Genomic DNA, 17799 nt, shown 5'->3' with positions numbered 1-17799 from the left:
TTCCGGAACATAGGCCCTAAACTTCTTATCATAAAACATTGATTTAACAACATTCTTATTGACAAGACGTAGAAAAAAAGTTCAAAAAATGCATTTGACCAGGTTCGAACTTGAGAATTAAAATTTAAAACGTTGATATACCGGCGTTTACAAGGCCTAAAAATAAAATTGCATGCGGTGGAAGTTCGAATCTTCTTTGTTTTTTACCGCTAATAGATGGTAACTAAGGCCTCAGTTCAATGTGAATTGAGGCCTTCTTTATATCAGAAGTTGGTCCATACACTTGAACTGTGCATCTACTTTAGCTCTAAATTACACCGGCCTATAATAAAGCTAGCTAACAAACGTCGATCTTTAATAGAAGGGTGGCGGTGCGCGTTAATTTAGTGGGATTAATTTTTTAAAGAAAAGATACTGATTAATAAGTTTGTATTAAGAAATACGCTATTTGATACACAATTCAATATATTTAATACTGTATTATTGATAGTGTATTGACCAAAAGCCTATTATATTGGGACTTTATAAATAGTGTATTTTGGCACGGTAATTGCATGTATATAAGTGAGAGCAAAAAAGATTGCGCTTTCAGTATCAAACAAAATTAGTTACGGTTGTTTTTAGATATTATTTATTCAATTTTATATGACTGTAACGAATCAATAGGAGGTACAAAGATGGTAAGCATTATCATTGCTAGTCACGGCGAATTTGCTAAAGGCATCTATCAATCCGGATCAATGATTTTCGGCGAACAAGAAAATGTTCAACCGGTTACATTGATGCCTAGCGAAGGCCCTGACGACATCAAGGCTAAGTTGGAAAAAGCCATTGCTTCTTTCGACGATCAAGATCAAGTCTTATTCCTAGTCGACCTTTGGGGCGGCACACCATTCAACCAAGTTAACGGCTTGTTTGAAGCACACAAGGACAAATGGGCAATCGTTGCCGGTTTGAACTTGCCAATGCTCATCGAAGCCTACGCTTCACGGTTATCAATGGATACGGCGCACGAAATTGCGACCCACATCATTGAAACGGCCAAGGACGGCGTCAAGGTTCGCCCAGAAGCATTGGCTCCTAAGGAAACGAAGGCTGCGGCCGCAGCACCCGCTGCAAACAACGCTGGCCGTCCTGGGAAATTGGAATACGGTTTGGCCCGAATCGACTCACGGTTGTTACACGGTCAAGTTGCCACTGCCTGGAGCAAGACGATCAACCCAACACGGATTATCGTTGTTTCTGACAGCGTTGCCAAAGATGAATTACGTTCCAGCATGATTAAACAAGCGGCGCCAGCCGGAATCAAAGCCCACGTTATTCCAATCAAGCAAATGATTAAGATTGCTAAGGATGACAAACACTTTGGTGGTCAAAAGGCCCTCGTCTTGTTTGAAAACCCTGAAGACGCATTAACTGCGATTGACGGTGGTGTTCCGATTAAGACGTTGAACATTGGCTCCATGGCCCATTCAGTTGGGAAAGTTCAACCAAACAAGGTTTTAGCTTTCAGTCAGGAAGATATTGATACTTATAAGAAGTTAGCCGACAAGGGCATCGAATTTGATGTTCGGAAAGTGCCAACTGACAATAAGGACAACATGAACAACATTCTGCAAAAAGCACAAAACATGTTGAACGAACAAAAGTAATACAGTCTATCAGAAAAAATGGAGGATTATAATCATGAATTTGAATGCAATTCAAGTGATTTTAGTCGTACTTGTCTCATTTTTAGCTGGTATGGAAGGTATTTTGGATGAATTCCACTTCCATCAACCAGTTGTTGCATGTACGTTAATCGGTTTAGTTACCGGTCAATTAGTTCCTTGCATGATCTTGGGTGGTTCATTACAAATGATCGCCTTAGGTTGGGCAAACATCGGTGCCGCCGTTGCGCCCGATGCCGCTTTAGCCGCCGTAGCATCAGCTATTATTTTAGTATTAGGTGGCCAAGGCCGTGCCGGAGTTGACTCAGCGATTGCGATCGCGATTCCTTTGGCCGTTGCTGGTTTGTTACTTACGATTATCGCTCGTACGCTTGCTACTGGGATTGTTCACATCATGGACAAGGCCGCTGAAGAAGGTAGCTTCAGAAAGCTTGATTTCTGGCAATGGGTTGCCATCTGCATGCAAGGTGTTCGGATTGCCATTCCAGCCGCTTTAATCTTAGCCGTTGGTGCGGGTCCCGTTAAAGCCATGTTAAACGCAATGCCTGACTGGTTGACTGATGGTTTGTCAATCGGTGGTGGGATGGTTGTTGCCGTTGGTTATGCAATGGTTATCAACATGATGGCTTCTCGCGAAATGTGGCCATTCTTCGCCTTAGGGTTCGTTTTAGCAGCCGTTAGTGAAATCACTTTGATTGGTTTAGGTGCCATCGGTGTCTCCCTCGCATTGATCTACTTAACCCTTTCTAAGACTGGTGGTTCCAGCAATGGTGGCGGATCCAATACGGGTGATCCTGTCGGCGACATTATCGACAAGTATTAATAAGGGAGGAAACTAAAAATGGCTGATCAAGTTAAATTATCTAAAAACGATCGTATCCATGTTTGGTGGCGTTCGACGTTCCTCCAAGGTTCTTGGAACTACGAACGGATGCAAAACGGTGGCTGGGCTTATTCATTAATTCCAGCATTAAAGAAATTATATACGACTAAAGAAGACCGGGCCGCTGCTTTAAAACGGCACCTGGAATTCTTTAACACCCACCCATACTTGGCTTCACCCGTTATCGGGGTTACGTTAGCACTTGAAGAAGAACGTGCTAACGGGGCACCAATCGATGACGTTGCGATTCAAGGGGTTAAAGTTGGTATGATGGGACCGTTAGCCGGTGTTGGGGACCCAGTGTTCTGGTACACGGTTAAGCCAATCGTTGGGGCCTTAGCGGCTTCACTTGCGATGACTGGTAACATTTTAGGACCAATTCTGTACTTTGTAGTTTGGAACTTAATTCGGATGGGCTTCATGTGGTACACGCAAGAATTCGGTTATAAAGCCGGGTCAAAGATTACCGAAGACTTATCTGGTGGGATCTTACAAGACATTACTAAGGGTGCTTCCATCTTAGGGATGTTCATCTTAGCCGCCTTAATTGAACGGTGGGTTAACGTGGACTTCAGCCCGGTTAAAGTTTCAACGATCAAACAATCTGAAGGGGCCTACATTGACTGGGCTAACTTACCTTCAGGTGGTGAAGGAATCAAGAAAGCTTTAACTGAACAACAAGCTGGTTTGTCACTTGATAAGTACAAGACCACGACGTTGCAAGACAACTTGAATCAATTGATTCCTGGGTTGGCTGCCTTACTCTTAACCTTCTTATGCATGTGGTTACTCAAGAAGAAGGTTTCACCAATCGTCATTATCTTAGGCCTCTTCGTATTTGGGGTTGTTATGCATGTACTTGGTGTAATGTAAGCAATTGTTTTAATCTGAGTCACAGACTTAGACGCGAAAAGGATGGACTCGTGGAGTTCATCCTTTTTGTTCACGGTCCGGTTTTGCATCCGGTCCCGTAACGCCGTATAATCAGGGTAATCAAGCAAAAGAAATGGAGTCAAGTTAGATGGTTCAATCACTGAATACCAAAGTTGATTTGGTCATGGACGGCAATTCTCATCTGGGACTCACCGACTACGGTAAAATTATGGTCGGCGATAAGGGCTTTGAGTTTTACGATGACCGGAACGTTAAAAACTTCATCCAAATTCCTTGGACGGAAGTTGACCGGGTCGTGGTTTCCGTCATGTTTAAGGGCAAGTGGATTCCGCGGTTTGCCTTCCAGACGAAGAAGAACGGTCAGTTTACGTTTTCTTCAAAGGATCCGAAGCGGGTGTTGCGCGCGGTACGCGTGTACATTCAGCCCGATCACATTGTTAAATCGTTATCGTTTTTCCAAGTTATGGGTCGCATTTTTAAAGGCAAGGGCCGTAACAAGGATAAGTATTTGAAATAGGCGGTTAAGTTAACCGTTGGCGGGATTGAGTGACGGACTCAACCCGCTTTTTTTAAAGCACTTTGAAGCGCTCCCAGAAAAATTGACCGGCATTGATACACTGTGTGGTAGAATGTAGAGTATCAAAGTGTATTAATACACCGGTGTCTAACGCGAAGGGACTTATATAAAGGAGTGGCTAAGTTGTCCAGAAAATCCCGGATTTTTGAATATGTTTGTCAACACAGCGACGCTGCGGGGTTAACCACGGCGATGGTTGCCAATGCTATGGCGATTGCCCGCCCAAATGTTAGTAAGGAACTAAATACGTTAGTACGGGAGGGGCGGTTACGAAAACTGGATGGCCGGCCAGTGCACTACGTTCAAACGACGCTGGCGGCTAATGATTCGGTGGTGACGCCCGCTGCCAATCAGGCGACGCGTTCGCAAGTTGCACCAGTTACGTCGGGGGCGCCTGATATTTTTAGTAATATGATTGGGGCTCACGAAAGCCTTGAAAATCAAGTTGAGCAAGCAAAGGCTGCGATCTTATATCCACCGCGGGGGCTCAACACCCTAATTATCGGGCCAACTGGTTCGGGGAAAACGTACTTTGCCAACGCGATGTACCGCTTTGCCGAAACCCAAAAGGTGCTCACTAATCCGCAGGGGCTGATTACGTTTAACTGTGCCGATTACGCCCATAACCCGGAGCTGTTAATGTCGCACCTATTTGGGTACGTGAAGGGGGCCTTTACCGGCGCTAATGAGGACAAGGACGGCTTGATTCAGGAAGCGGATGGCGGCATGCTCTTTCTCGACGAAGTGCACCGCTTGCCGCCCGAGGGTCAAGAAATGATTTTCTACTTCATGGATCACGGAACCTATTCACGGTTAGGTGAAACGGCCAAAAATCACCATGCCAACGTTCGGTTGGTTTGTGCGACGACCGAGGACCCAGAAAGTACGCTCCTGCAAACCTTTGTCCGCCGGATTCCAATTACGATTCAACTGCCCGCGTTTAACAACCGTTCGGCTAAGGAACGTTTAGAATTGTTGAAAGCGCTCCTATCGATTGAAGCTAACCGAATCAATAAGCAGGTCCGGCTGACGGAAGACGTGGTGCAAGCCCTCCTTGGGTCGGTCACGTTTGGGAATGTCGGTCAGTTAAAATCAAATATTCAACTGGTTTGTGCGCAGGGCTTCGTTAACAGCATTGAAAACGACAGTGAAATCAACATTACAATGGACGACCTACCCCAAAATATTCGGAGTGGTTTAATGACGGTGGCGTCTAATCGGCACGAACTGGGCGCGATTTCTGAATTGTTGGACCCGGTTTTAATCGTGAAACCTAACGACGGGCCCGCGCCAATTCGGAATAAAAACGATAACTATGAGTTACCGTATAACTTATATGAAATTATCGGTGATAAGGCGGCCCTCCTGCGGCGCGAAGGGCTGGATAAGGCCCACATTAACCGGTTTATTACGACCGATATTAACTTACATTTAAAGTCGTTTTATAAACAGACGCAGATGGAAGTGTCACCTGAAAATAAGCTGGCCGAAATCGTTGACCAGGACGTGATTGACTTTACGAAGACCGCCCAGGAGACAATCCAAGAAATGTTGGGCTACAACTTTAAGGATAACTTTATTTATGCGGTTAGTTTGCACGTCAGTTCGTTTATTAAGCGGATTCAAGCTGGTAAACCGATGCGGCAAATGAGCTCGGATATGTTGGCGATGGTGAAGGAATATCCGGCCGAAATTAAAGCGGCCGAGGTTCTGAAGCACGGCTTAGAAGACCGCTACCACTTACCAATTCCTAAGTCAGAGGTGTATTACCTCGCAATTTTGCTGATTTCGCTGAAATCCATGCAACTAAATGGCAAGGTGGGCGTGTTGGTCGCGGCCCACGGGATGAGTACGGCCTCGTCGATGACCCAGGTGGTCGGCCAGCTGTTGGACGATTTTGACGTACGGGCCTTTGACATGCCGCTTGATATGGACCCAACCGTTGCGTACGCCCACGTTAAAAAACAAGTGCAAACGCTAGACGCCGGTAACGGGGTCTTGCTATTAGTAGACATGGGCTCGTTAACGACGTTTGGCGAACGAATTGAGCAGGAAACTGGCATTGCCATCCGGACGATTGATATGGTGACAACGCCGGTCGTCTTGGAAGCGGTGCGGAAAGCCAGTTTAATTGATAGCGATTTGGACTCCATTTACCAAGAACTGGTTGGCTTTAAGGGCTATTCACGGATTTCACGCAATTTACCGGTAACGGACCAGAAGAAAGCCGTGAAGCCAGCGGTTGCGAACCACGATGATACGGCGCAACGGGCAATCGTTGCGATTTGCTCGACCGGGGTTGGTACCGCGGAGCGCATCAAATCGATCTTGGACAGTTTGCTGGCGCAAAACTTTATTGAAGGCATCACGGTGTTCCCAATTTCAGTCGTTAACATGACGGCGCGGCTCAATCAAATTGCTCAGACTTACCAAATTATCGCCGCGACGGGGATCACCCAGCCTAAGCTAGACGTGCCGTTTATCTCGCTGGAGGAATTACTTCAGGGGGGCGGTGAAAAGTTTATTGATCAACTAGCGACCGGATTAGATGCGCCCCAAACAAGTGACGTTGAGGCCCAGGAATTGACACCGGAACTATGTGAGCGTTACTTGGGCGACTACTTTACGTTCCTGAATCCGCGGAAGTTAACGACAATTTTGTGGCAGTACAGTCAAACGATTGAACAGCACATGAACGCGCCGATGACCAATGCGTTTCGAATCGACCTGATCATGCACTTGGCGGGCGCGCTGGAACGAACCGCGATTAAGGATGAAATTACCGCCCCGGCCGAAGAATTGCCGGGCGTTAAGGATTCGGCTTGGTTCCCAGTAGTGCACCAAGCCAATCAACAAATTCAAAATCAATTGCAGTTAACATTTTCTGCCGCTGAAAATTATTACATCGTGCAGTTATTAGAAACGCATCAAGCCCAAGTAGTGGCGCAGTAATTTACTAGCTGATTTATAGGTGAAACTGTTTTAAATTAAGAGGAGGGTCATGCATGTTAGCGTTTGTCGTTGTTAGTCACGGCCAGTTTGCGCAGGGAATCGTGGAATCGTCGTTCATGATTTTCGGGGACCAACAGAAAGTTGCGACCGTGACGTTTCAACTGGATGAAGAACCGGAAGATTTAAACCGGAAGTTGGCTGAAGCGGTGCAGCAGTTTGATGCCACCGACCAAGTCTTGTTCCTGGTCGATCTGTGGGGCGGCTCGCCGTTTAACGCGGCTAGCCAAATTGTTGCCGAACACACTGAACGGATGGGGTTGGTCACTGGGTTAAACCTACCGATGTTGATTGAAGCGTACACGGTTCGGGATCGCCCACTCGCTGAAGTGATTGCCCACTTGGAGGAAACCGGAAAGATTGGGATTAAGCACTTGGAGTTACTCCAAGAACATGGAGATGATCAGTTGTAATGACCATGGATATTCGATTAGCGCGGATCGATAGTCGGCTCCTGCACGGACAGGTGGCGACGGTTTGGACGAAAACGGTGAATCCCAATCGGATTTTAGTCGTTTCGGACATCGTTGCGCACGATACCCTACGAAAGATGTTGATTGTTCAGGCAGCGCCCCCGGGTGTTCGCGCGAACGTCATCACCGTTGATAAAATGATTGAAATTTATCAAAATCCGCTGTTTGACGGGGTTAAACCGTTGTTATTGACGGATACGCCCCAAAATATGGCGCGGTTAGTGGCCGGCGGCATTGATTTAACCGCGACCGGCGTGGATATTGGTAGCTTAGCCTATTCCGCCGGTATGGTGATGGTCACCAATGCGATTGCGGTTGGGCCGGATGAAGCAGCGGCGTTGTACGCGTTATCCACTGCGGGGCTGAAGATTTTTGCCCAGAAGGTCCCAACGGATAAGCGGGTGGACGTGATGCCGTTACTGGCTAAAAACGGTTTTTCGGCACCACAAAGTTAAGTTACATTAATAATTGAAGGTCACGCGCCGGATACGTAAACGGCGCGTGACCTTCTTGACTTTTAGATTTTATAATATATGGTGCTAATCCGCTAAGAAGGTCGCCAGTTGAGTTTTCAATAAGCTCACTGTGACTAGTAAAATAAGCAATATTATGCTTCATTTGATTAAATTTAGTAGTCGTTCTGCAAGATTATCTTTATTGATTGAAACTTACTATAGTAGTCCGTCGAACTCAGTATAAAAGCCAATCTAGCCAGCGGCGGGTGTAACCACGGCTCAACTGCGAAATTATTCTTGGCCGGAAGTGGGCTGCTTCCGGCTTAGAATAAGGCTCGAATTTGAGATTGCTCAGTGCTTTTTCTGAGTGAGCTCAAATCGATGCCCGCAGTGTTCCAGCCACCCGGTTACACCCGCTGCTGGCGGCAACCTCAACACCAATTGGCACAGAACTGGCTTTTAAGGGAGCGGTTAGGAGTTCCTTTTCCGCGGAACAAAGCTTTTTATTAAAAAAGTGGCCGGAAACTTTTAACGGTGCGGGTTTATTGATAAAATTGATACAAATCAACTAATTGAAACGGAAAGTAGGGGCTTAGTATGCCAACTTATACAAAGCTAGCGGCCATGGGGCAGTATGTGCCTGACCGGGTCGTTGATAATGACGAATTGGCGGCAATTATGGATACGAGTGATGAGTGGATTCAAGCGCACACTGGAATTCAAACGCGGCACTACGCAATGAACGGCGAGAATACGTCCGACCTAGCCACGCAGGTTGCCCAGCAGCTACTCAGTAAGAGCGGGGTGGCGGCGAGTGCGATTGACTTAATCTTAGTGACGACCATTACACCCGATGCACTAACGCCGGCTACGGCCTGCATCGTTCAGGCTAACATTGGCGCGGACAACGCCTTTGCCTTTGATCTAAGTGCGGCCTGCGCCGGGTTTACGTTTGGGATGGCCACGGCTGATAAGTTCATTCGCAGTGGGCAGTACCGCAACGTCATGGTGATCAGTGCCGAGGTTAATTCTAAGATGATGGACTTTAAGGACCGGACGGCAGCCGTATTCTTCGGCGACGGTGCGGGTGGCGCCCTATTACAAGCTACCACGGATCCGCACGAAAATAATATTGTGGCCGAAAAACTCCAAACCCAAGGAAACGCGACCGTGATTCACTCGGGGCGGGTGGCACCAATCACCAAAATTAGTGCGGATAACTACCCGCAAACGGACGCCTTTTACCAAGCCGGACGGGAAGTTTTTCAATTTGCAACGACGGTCGTGCCCGAACAAATGCGCGGCTTGTTGGCACGTGAACACGTAGCGTTGAGTGACCTCCAGTTCGTGATTTGTCATCAAGCTAATTTACGAATTATCGAAAAAATTGCGGCAAACTTAGCGTTACCAATGGAAAAGTTTCCGCATAACGTGGAGCGTTTGGGGAACACGTCGTCCGCTGGTGTGGCCATGGCCTTAGCCGGTGTCTTTGACCAGTTGAACGGCCCAACTTTACTGACCGCGTTTGGCGGCGGGTTGGCCTATGGCTCGGTCCTGATTAAGAAGTAGGGGTGGCAAGATGGAATTAAAGGAAATTGATCGGTTAGTTGAAAAGTACGCCCGGCAAGGCTACCAACATATCCGGGTCAAGGCTGGTGAGCTTGAGGTGGAAGTGGCGCGAACCGCAGACCCGGCTACGGCGCCGCAAACGTCAGTAACGCCGGCTGCGGCCGCTAAGCAGGCTACCACTGAAACGGTGACGAGCCCAATGGTCGGCGTCGTTCATCTGGATCAAGATATTCAGGTTGGTCAACGGATTACCGCCGGCCAAGAGCTTGGTCAAATTGAAAGTATGAAGTTGTTTAACCCGCTTAAGAGCCCGGTTGATGGGCAGCTAGCGGCCATTTTGGTAAAGGATAATGCGGCGGTCGAATACCAGCAACCCCTCTTTACACTACGAAAGGACCGGTAAGCATGTTTCACAAGATCTTGATCGCGAACCGCGGTGAAATTGCTGTCCGGATCATCACGGCTTGTCATCAGCTGAATATTCAGACGGTTGCCGTTTGTTCAACGGCCGACCGCGGGGCGTGGTACACGCAGTTGGCTGACGAGGTCGTGTGTATCGGTCCGGCCGCTGCCAATGCATCCTATTTAAACGCCGAGGCCATTTTAATGGCCGCGATTAATACGCATGCGGATGCGATTCATCCCGGCTACGGCTTTTTAGCAGAGAACGCTGATTTTGCCACCATGTGTGCGGAATGCGGCATTACCTGGATTGGACCGCAGACGAGTCAAATTAAGCTGATGGGTGACAAAGCCCAAGCCAAAGAATTTGCCCGGCAACGGGGCGTTCCAGTATTAACCGGTCGTTCCATTCAGGGATTAACGTGGCCGGCGATTAAGCGGGTCGCGCTGCAGATTGGCTTCCCACTCGTTCTCAAAGCGAGTCACGGTGGCGGTGGTAAGGGGATTCGCGTCATCAGCGACGCCCACGATTTACACCAGCGCCTCCGAGTTGCGCGGCAAGAGGCCGCGGCCTCGTTTTTAAACGATTCAATGTATTTGGAACAGTATTTAGACCAAGCCCGGCACATTGAAGTTCAGGTGCTGGGGGCCGGCGCGCAACTGTACATTTTGGGCGATCGCGATTGCAGCTTACAGCTACATAAGCAAAAAGTAATTGAAGAGAGTCCGGCTAGCGTGCTCACGGCGGCCCAGCGGCAGCAACTTTACCGGCTATCACAACAACTACTGGCGGGAACGAACTATCAAAGTTTGGGTACGATTGAATACTTATTCGCGGACGGTGCATTTTATTTCATGGAAATGAATACCCGCTTACAAGTGGAACACGGGGTGACCGAGCTGACTACCGGGGTTGACATTGTTGTGGCCCAAATTCGGCAGGCGGCGGGACTACCGCTGCACTTTTCGGCGGACATTGGACTGCACCCGCGCTGCACCGCAATTGAAGCCCGGTTGACCGCGACGTTACCGGTGAAGCAAACGCGCATCGAAAAGTTAAATTGGCCCCGCGGCGTGCGCGTCGACACGGGTTATCGGACTGGCGATCAACTCGTCACGATGTACGATGGCCTGATTGCCAAACTGATGGTGACTGGACCGACGCGGGCCCAAGCGGTTAGCCACCTGCAAACGGCGCTCGGGCTCGTTCAAATGAGTGGTCCGGCAACGAACTTAGCGTTTTTACGGCAAACGGTGGCGCGACCGGCCTTTGAGCAAGACCGGTTAACGATTCACAGTTTGGCCCAGTGGGAAGGTGAGTACGAATGAGCCATTATCCAAAAAGCGGTACCTGGCAAACCTGCCGGGCGTGTGGCCGCCACGTGCATCAATCCCAGTGGGGTCAGTGGCGGCAGTGTCCGTATTGCCAACATTGGCAACGGCTAACGGCGCGCCAGCGGCTAACCCAGTTAGTTGATCCGGCGAGTTTTCAACCGTTACCGATGCCCGAACAAGCCCACGACGCCTTAGCGTTTCCCGGTTATCAAGAAAAACTCACAACCGCAAGCCACCAAAGTGGGGCTGACGAGGCCATCATCATCGGCACTGCCAAGATTGCGAAGCGACCGTGCGTTTTAGCGGTGATGGATAGTCACTTTATGATGGGGACTTTAAATACGGTCGTTAGTCGCCGCCTTCAACGGGCGTGCGCGGTGGCGCAACGGCGGCGATTGCCGTTAATCGTGGTGACCGCATCGGGGGGCGCCCGGATGCAGGAAGGATTGTACGCGTTGTTTGGGATGAACCTCATCTTGGCAGCCGTAGCCCGGTTAGCGGCAGCGGCCGTTCCGTTGATTACCGTCCTGACTGACCCTACCATGGGGGGCGTTTCTGCGAGCTTTGCTTTTAAGGGGGACGTTATCGTTGCCGAAGCTGGTGCTAAAATTGGCTTTGCGGGACCACGCGTGATTCAACAAACCATGCCGGCCCAACTACCGGCTGATTTTCAAAGTGCCGAGCAACTTTGGCGTCATGGAATGGTCGACGCCGTGGTGGCCCGGCCCGACTTACGGGCGTACTTACAAACAGTGTTAGCTAGTTATGCGATGGGGGGGAACGCGGATGCGATCGACTAAGCAGGAAGACCAACGCTTGACCCGGTTGCGTGCGGCGGATCGGATTAGTGCGCCGGAAATTATCCAAGCGCTCCTACCGACGCTGGTGCGCCAGCGGGGTGACCGCTTGCTCGGACAAGCGCCGGCGTTAACGGCCGGATTTGGCCGGACGACTGACGGTCTGGGCCTCGCCGTGCTCGGAATTGATCGCGGCCACGACCTGGCTAGTCGGCAGCAAAAAAACGGCGGGGCATTGACTGTCGCGGGTTATCGTACTGCGCTGCGGGTCGTGAACCACGCCCAGAAGTTTGGGCTGCCGGTCATTAGTTTGATCAACATGCCGGGTGCTGATGCGAGCCCCGAGTCAGAGCGTTGGGGCCAAAGCCAAGCCATCGCCGATTTGATCATGGCAATGGGGCAGCTGACCGTCCCGAACGTGGCTGTCTTTTTAGGTGAAGGCCATAGTGGGGGGGCGTTGGCGTTTGCCAATGCTAACCGGATCTTGATGCTCGACGATGCGCTCTTTAACGTGGCGTCGCCGGAAGCGGTCGCGGCAATTTTACACGGGCAACAGTCGGTGAGTGCCGCAATTGATTTATTACCAATGACGGCGCCCGAACTCCAGCAGCGCGGCTTAGTTGATCAAGTCGTTGCCCATACGGATGATCAGCTGGTTACCAAGGTCATTCAGGCGGTGCGTACGCAACTGGCACCATTAATGCCGGTGTCGGCCGCCCAACTAATAGCTGAACGGGAAGCTAAGTTTCAACGCTTCGTGGCGGCCTGGCCGCTGGAGAAATCTGAATAAAAAACGGTTTTATAAACATGTGCTGTTGATTTGCTAAGAGGGCTGCCAATTGAATTTTAAATTAGTTCACTGTGACTACCGAAATAAGCAGGCAAGATTACGTTAACTTTAATTAAATAGCCGTTCTGAATCATCTTCATTATTTGAAACTTACTGAAGTAACTCGTGGAACTCAGTATAAAAGCCAGTTTAGCCAGTAGCGGGTGTAACCATGGCTCAACTGCGAAATTATTCTTGGCCGGAATTGGGCTGCTTCCGGCTTAGAATAAGGCTCGAATTTGAGATTACGGGGTGGGTTTCCCCGTGAGCTCAAATCGATGCCCGCAGTGTTCCAGCCACCCGGTTACACCCGCTGCTGGCGGCAATCCTAACATTAAATTGGTACAGAGCTAAATAAACGACTAACCGCAATCATCGGTCAATACCAATGGTTGCGGTTAGTCGTTTGTTTTTTAATACTGGGTGGTGGTGCCTTGCGTGGTAGTGCCTTGATAAGTTGACGTGTCACCCTGGTAGGTCGTCGTCCCGTCGGTCGTGCCCGTCGTCCCCGTATCACTTTGATAAGTGGTTGTGTCGCTGGACGAGCTGCTCGAAGACGTGTCGCTGGAACTACTCGTGGAAACCGTCGCCGTTTCGGTAAAGTCGGCTTCAGATAAGTTGTCAGTTGACAGCTGCAACTGGGTGCGAATCTTTTTGGAAATCTTGTAGCGTTCGGCTGCCGAAGCAACTTGGTAGGATAAACCGTTAATGGTCGAATCGGTTCCTTGAAGGGTGTACGACTTAGCGTGGTGCGTCGCGTTTTTATACTTCGTATCTAACGCGACCATGTCGCCCCAAGTTAAGTCCGTCCGCATGTTATTGGACAGCTCCTTCGTGATCTTTTCAATGTTAGTTAGTGATCCTAACGAATTTGATTGACTGACCATTGACATGATCACTTGGCGCTGGCGTTTTTGCCGCCCGTAGTCGCCGAGCGGATCGTCGTAGCGCATCCGGGAATAGTCAAGTGCGGCGGCTCCGCTAAGAGTGGTTTTAACGCCCTTCTTCACGTTAGCGTGACCGTATTTAAAGGTCATCTTCGGCGTCAACGTGACGCCGCCCATTGCGTTGACGATTTGCTTCAACCCGCCCATATTGATGAGCACGTAAAAGTCGATTGGGAAGTTGAGTAGTTTTTCAACCGATTTAACGGCGCTGCTAGCCCCGTCAATCGTATAAGCGGCGTTGATCTTTTGTGATTGGCCGTCGATATTAACGAGGGTATCCCGTGGAATACTGGTCAGCGTCATGCTTTCCTTTTTCGGGTTGATCGTTGCCACGATCATGGTATCGGTTCGGGCGCTAAAGTCTTTGCCCCGACCAAGTGCCCCGTCATCCGTTCCGAGAAGCAGGATGGAGAAGGGGTTGCCCTTCTTTAAGACGGCGTCGACGTTGCGGGCCTTTTTGGTCCCGGTCGCCTGAAAAGTGGTATTCATCGTATTTTTGGCGTTGTTATAGGTTTTGATGCCCCACCAAGCACCACCGATGATGACCAGCCCCAAAATGACGAGCAGGGTCGTTAGCCACGGGCGCTTTTTGTGCGGACGTAGGTGTGGGTTCCGTTGATGTTGGCGTTCATACCGCCGCCGACGGGGGCCTAATGGTTCGTTATTATTATTCTCTGGCATAATCGTTCCTCATTATTGTTAAGTTTATAATCAAACCCATTGTATGACGGTTAATCCGGCGTGGGGGCTAAAAACAATTGATTTTACAAGAATTTAACAATCAAAATGGGTAGGTGCAGCACAATTGTTTAACTGACCCACAGTTATAAATCACTATAATGAAAATAATAGTGTTCGTCAAACGTTTTCAATTTCGGAAACGGTGCCGAGAGCTGAAAAACAGTGGTATACTTAAGTGATTCTCATCAAATTATTATTTTTCGAAAGGGGTACCGGTATTGCAAGTTTTAGACACCTTTTTACACAGTGTTCAGGGGGTCATGACAATTATTGTGATGATTGCCGTGGGCTACTTACTCGCACGCTGGGGGTGGTTTAACGAGGGAGCAACCAAGTTGATTGCGCGCTTGGTCACCCAAATTGCCCTGCCAGCGTATATGATTGCGACAATTACCGAGCGGTTTACGGCCGAAAAATTACTCGCAACGCTCCCAGGGTTGCGGTTCCCGGTCTTAAACATGGCGATTTTATTCGGCTTATCGTTTGGCGTGATGCGGGCCCTCAACATTAAACGCGAGCACCGGGGCTTGTTTTCCTCGATGTTTTTAAACTCCAACACCGTTTTTATCGGCTTGCCCGTTAACGAAGCGTTGTTTGGTCCCAGTGCGTTGCCATACGTGTTGGTTTACTACATGGCCAACACGACGATTTTTTGGACGCTTGGCGTTTACCTAATTCAACGCGACGGTACGGGTAGCGGTGAATTTAGTTTGAAGCGCACCCTGCAAAAGGTCTTTTCGCCACCGCTACTCGGTTTTATGATTGGGGTCGTCTTGGTCCTATTTAAGATTAAATTACCGCAATTTTTAATGTCCGATTTTTCCTACATTGGGGGCCTAACCATCCCGCTATCGATGATCTTTATTGGGATTTCGATGGCAAACGCTGGGTTGAGCAGTATGCGCTTTGACCGCGATAGCATTGGCATTTTGCTAGGTCGGTTCATTTTTGCGCCGGTGCTGATGACGCTGATGTTGATCCCAATGTCGATTCCGGTTGAAATGAAACAAGTCTTTATTTTACAATCCGCGATGCCGGTTATGACGAACGCGCCGGTTGTCTCCAAGTTATACGGTGCGGATGCCGACTACGCGGCGGTCATGGTGACGGAAACCACACTTCTGAGTTTAATCGTTATCCCAATTTTAATGGTGATCGTGCAGTCCAATTTAATAAGCTAATTTGAAAGCGGCTTGAAAATGGTGCTATACTGGACAGCGTGACTAATTTAACTTTTATATATGAGAGGGAAGCGAAATTTCGTGAAGAAAGCGTATCTTTACATTGCCATTTCCACGTTGATGTTTAGTTCCATGGAAATCGCACTAAAGATGGCCGGAAGTGCCTTTAATCCAATTCAACTAAACTTGATCCGATTTTTTATTGGGGCGGTGATTTTACTACCATTTGCCCTGAAAGCCTTGAAGCAAACGGGGCGGAAGCTGGTTGCGGCTGATTGGCGGTTATTCGCCTTAACTGGGCTGGTCTGTGTGATTATCAGTATGTCCTTATATCAGTTAGCCATTACCGTCGACAAGGCGTCGACGGTTGCGGTGTTATTCAGTTGTAACCCGGTATTTGCCCTGATTTTCTCCTATTTGATTCTCCACGAACGCTTAGGACGGGCCAATTTAATTTCGGTGATTATTTCCGTGATTGGGTTGCTGATCATTGTTAACCCGGCCCACCTGACGAACGGCTTGGGCTTAGTGTTAGCAATTAGTTCGGCGGTTACTTTTGGGTTGTACAGTATCGTTTCGCGTTACGGGTCCATTAAGCGGGGCCTAAACGGCATTACGATGACCTGTTTCACTTTCTTTGCGGGCTCGTTTGAATTATTAGTGCTGGCGTGGTTGACTAAAATTCCAGCCGTAGCGCACTCGCTTACGGCGGCGGGAATGCGCCAGTTTGCGGCGATTCCAATTCTAGTGAACGTCAATATGAACTATTTCTGGTTGTTATTCTTTATTGGCGTCTGCGTTACTGGGGGCGGTTTTGCCTTCTACTTCCTGGCAATGGAACGGACCGACGTGTCGACTGCGTCCCTGGTCTTTTTCATCAAGCCGGGTCTGGCTCCGATTTTAGCAGCAATTATTTTACACGAACAAATTGTTTTATCGACTATTATTGGGATTGTTGTGATTCTGATTGGATCTGTGGTCACCTTCGTTGGTAACCGGATCAAAGTTCGCGATAGTGCGATGGGGACCGTTGCACAGCCGGCGACGCCGGAAACAACGACCGAAACGCAAGCGGCAGTTCATCCCGTATCGGAACGGGACGATTAATTTAATATCGATGCTGAAAGGCGGTGGCTGGGAGTTTCCCATGCGACCGCTTTTTGATTGGCGATGGTCGGACTTTGAAAATGTGGATAAATCGATTATCATAAGAAGTATTAAATTGGCAGGTGTAGAGAAATGACAGAATTGGTATTGGTGCGCCATGGTGAAAGCACGGCTAACCGCGACAATACGTATACTGGGTGGAGTGACGTTCCCTTAACGGCAACGGGAATTGCGCAGGCGCACGCGGCGGGACAACGATTACGCGCGACCGGCATTCAATTTGGGGCGGTGCACACGTCGGTGTTGAAGCGGGCGATTGTGACGGCCAACATCTTAATGGCTGAGATTGACCAGGCGTGGCTGCCGGAATACAAAACGTGGCGGCTAAATGAGCGTCATTATGGGGCACTGCGTGGTCAAAATAAGGATGCGACCCGCCGCGAATATGGGAAGGCGCAGGTGCAACAGTGGCGGCGTAGTTTTTATACGGTGCCGCCGTTGTTGGCACCGTCTGAGCTGGCGCATGACCGGCGGTATTTGAAGTACGGGCCGGGAATTGAGCCGCGTGGTGAAAGTTTAAAGATGGCGTATGACCGGATTTTGCCGTATTGGACGGACCGGATTGCGCCGCAGTTGTTGGCGGGGCATAATCAATTGATTGTGGCGCATGGTAGCACGTTGCGGGCGTTAATTAAGTATTTGGAGCATATTAGTGATCAGGGGATTGATGGTGTTGAGGTAGCGAATGGCGTGCCGATTTGTTACCAATTGGATGAGCGGTTGAGGGTGGTGAAAAAGGAAAGAGTGTGAGGCCCGACGGGTTGGTATTGAGCATTGCCTAGCTAAGGCGTTATCGCGGGTTATGCGATGGCGCCTTAGCGTAGCAAGCGCAGATGCCAGTCGGGCCGAACACGTTTCGGCTATAAGGCA

The 17799-nt window shown here is 49.2% G+C and carries 16 protein-coding genes; 15 read left to right on the top strand and 1 reads right to left on the bottom strand.

What is annotated here, in order from left to right:
* Positions 1–677: 677 nt before the first annotated feature.
* The 12 genes from FFM79_RS07780 (at position 678) to accA (ending at position 12854) form a co-directional block, all read left to right on the top strand.
* The gene (locus FFM79_RS07780; protein WP_137642906.1) at positions 678–1652 is read left to right on the top strand and encodes a mannose/fructose/sorbose PTS transporter subunit IIA; all 975 of its coding nucleotides are present in this window, start codon (positions 678–680) and stop codon (positions 1650–1652) included.
* A 34-nt stretch (positions 1653–1686) separates the two neighbouring features.
* Complete coding sequence (locus FFM79_RS07775; protein ID WP_137642905.1) at positions 1687–2493, top strand: PTS mannose/fructose/sorbose transporter subunit IIC; 807 nt, start codon at positions 1687–1689, stop codon at positions 2491–2493.
* 18 nt (positions 2494–2511) lie between these two features.
* Positions 2512–3426 carry a PTS system mannose/fructose/sorbose family transporter subunit IID gene (locus FFM79_RS07770; protein ID WP_137642904.1) on the top strand — a complete coding sequence of 305 codons (915 nt, stop codon included), beginning with the start codon at positions 2512–2514 and terminating at the stop codon, positions 3424–3426.
* 148 nt (positions 3427–3574) lie between these two features.
* Positions 3575–3964, top strand: coding sequence for a DUF956 family protein (locus tag FFM79_RS07765; protein WP_137642903.1), 390 nt, complete (start codon positions 3575–3577; stop codon positions 3962–3964).
* 183 nt (positions 3965–4147) lie between these two features.
* The gene (locus FFM79_RS07760) at positions 4148–6976 is read left to right on the top strand and encodes a sigma-54-dependent transcriptional regulator (RefSeq protein ID WP_137642902.1); all 2829 of its coding nucleotides are present in this window, start codon (positions 4148–4150) and stop codon (positions 6974–6976) included.
* Between the two features lie 53 nt (positions 6977–7029).
* The gene (locus FFM79_RS07755; RefSeq protein ID WP_137642901.1) at positions 7030–7446 is read left to right on the top strand and encodes a PTS sugar transporter subunit IIA; all 417 of its coding nucleotides are present in this window, start codon (positions 7030–7032) and stop codon (positions 7444–7446) included.
* Complete coding sequence (locus FFM79_RS07750) at positions 7446–7961, top strand: PTS sugar transporter subunit IIB (protein ID WP_137642900.1); 516 nt, start codon at positions 7446–7448, stop codon at positions 7959–7961. Before FFM79_RS07755 ends, FFM79_RS07750 begins: the two co-directional genes overlap by 1 nt.
* Before the next feature lie 597 nt (positions 7962–8558).
* Complete coding sequence (locus tag FFM79_RS07745) at positions 8559–9530, top strand: ketoacyl-ACP synthase III (RefSeq protein ID WP_137642899.1); 972 nt, start codon at positions 8559–8561, stop codon at positions 9528–9530.
* Between the two features lie 10 nt (positions 9531–9540).
* Positions 9541–9933, top strand: coding sequence for an acetyl-CoA carboxylase biotin carboxyl carrier protein (locus tag FFM79_RS07740; RefSeq protein ID WP_137642898.1), 393 nt, complete (start codon positions 9541–9543; stop codon positions 9931–9933).
* Between the two features lie 2 nt (positions 9934–9935).
* Entirely contained in the window at positions 9936–11261 is a 1326-nt protein-coding gene (locus FFM79_RS07735) for an acetyl-CoA carboxylase biotin carboxylase subunit (RefSeq protein ID WP_137642897.1), read from the top strand.
* The gene (locus tag FFM79_RS07730; protein WP_137642896.1) at positions 11258–12067 is read left to right on the top strand and encodes an acetyl-CoA carboxylase carboxyltransferase subunit beta; all 810 of its coding nucleotides are present in this window, start codon (positions 11258–11260) and stop codon (positions 12065–12067) included. Before FFM79_RS07735 ends, FFM79_RS07730 begins: the two co-directional genes overlap by 4 nt.
* The gene (gene accA, locus FFM79_RS07725) at positions 12054–12854 is read left to right on the top strand and encodes a carboxyltransferase subunit alpha (protein ID WP_137642895.1); all 801 of its coding nucleotides are present in this window, start codon (positions 12054–12056) and stop codon (positions 12852–12854) included. Before FFM79_RS07730 ends, accA begins: the two co-directional genes overlap by 14 nt.
* 452 nt (positions 12855–13306) lie before the next feature.
* Here accA and FFM79_RS07715 read toward each other — a convergent pair whose 3' ends face one another.
* The gene (locus FFM79_RS07715; protein ID WP_137642894.1) at positions 13307–14521 is read right to left on the bottom strand and encodes an LCP family protein; all 1215 of its coding nucleotides are present in this window, start codon (positions 14519–14521) and stop codon (positions 13307–13309) included.
* 278 nt (positions 14522–14799) lie between these two features.
* On the opposite strand from FFM79_RS07715, the gene FFM79_RS07710 reads away from it, so the two are divergent.
* The 3 genes from FFM79_RS07710 (at position 14800) to FFM79_RS07700 (ending at position 17679) form a co-directional block, all read left to right on the top strand.
* The gene (locus tag FFM79_RS07710) at positions 14800–15762 is read left to right on the top strand and encodes an AEC family transporter (protein WP_137642893.1); all 963 of its coding nucleotides are present in this window, start codon (positions 14800–14802) and stop codon (positions 15760–15762) included.
* Positions 15763–15843: 81 nt separating this feature from the next.
* Positions 15844–16869: a DMT family transporter gene (locus tag FFM79_RS07705; RefSeq protein ID WP_225424401.1), complete on the top strand. Its 1026-nt coding sequence runs from the start codon at positions 15844–15846 to the stop codon at positions 16867–16869.
* Positions 16870–17001: 132 nt separating this feature from the next.
* Entirely contained in the window at positions 17002–17679 is a 678-nt protein-coding gene (locus FFM79_RS07700) for a 2,3-bisphosphoglycerate-dependent phosphoglycerate mutase (protein WP_137642892.1), read from the top strand.
* The last annotated feature ends 120 nt before the right edge of the window (positions 17680–17799 follow it).

It is taken from the genome of Lactiplantibacillus modestisalitolerans (assembly GCF_005405425.1).
GTDB classification, from domain to species: Bacteria; Bacillota; Bacilli; order Lactobacillales; family Lactobacillaceae; genus Lactiplantibacillus; species Lactiplantibacillus modestisalitolerans.
Note: the sequence above shows the minus strand (reverse complement) of the source record. Positions and strands in the feature narration are given on the sequence as shown.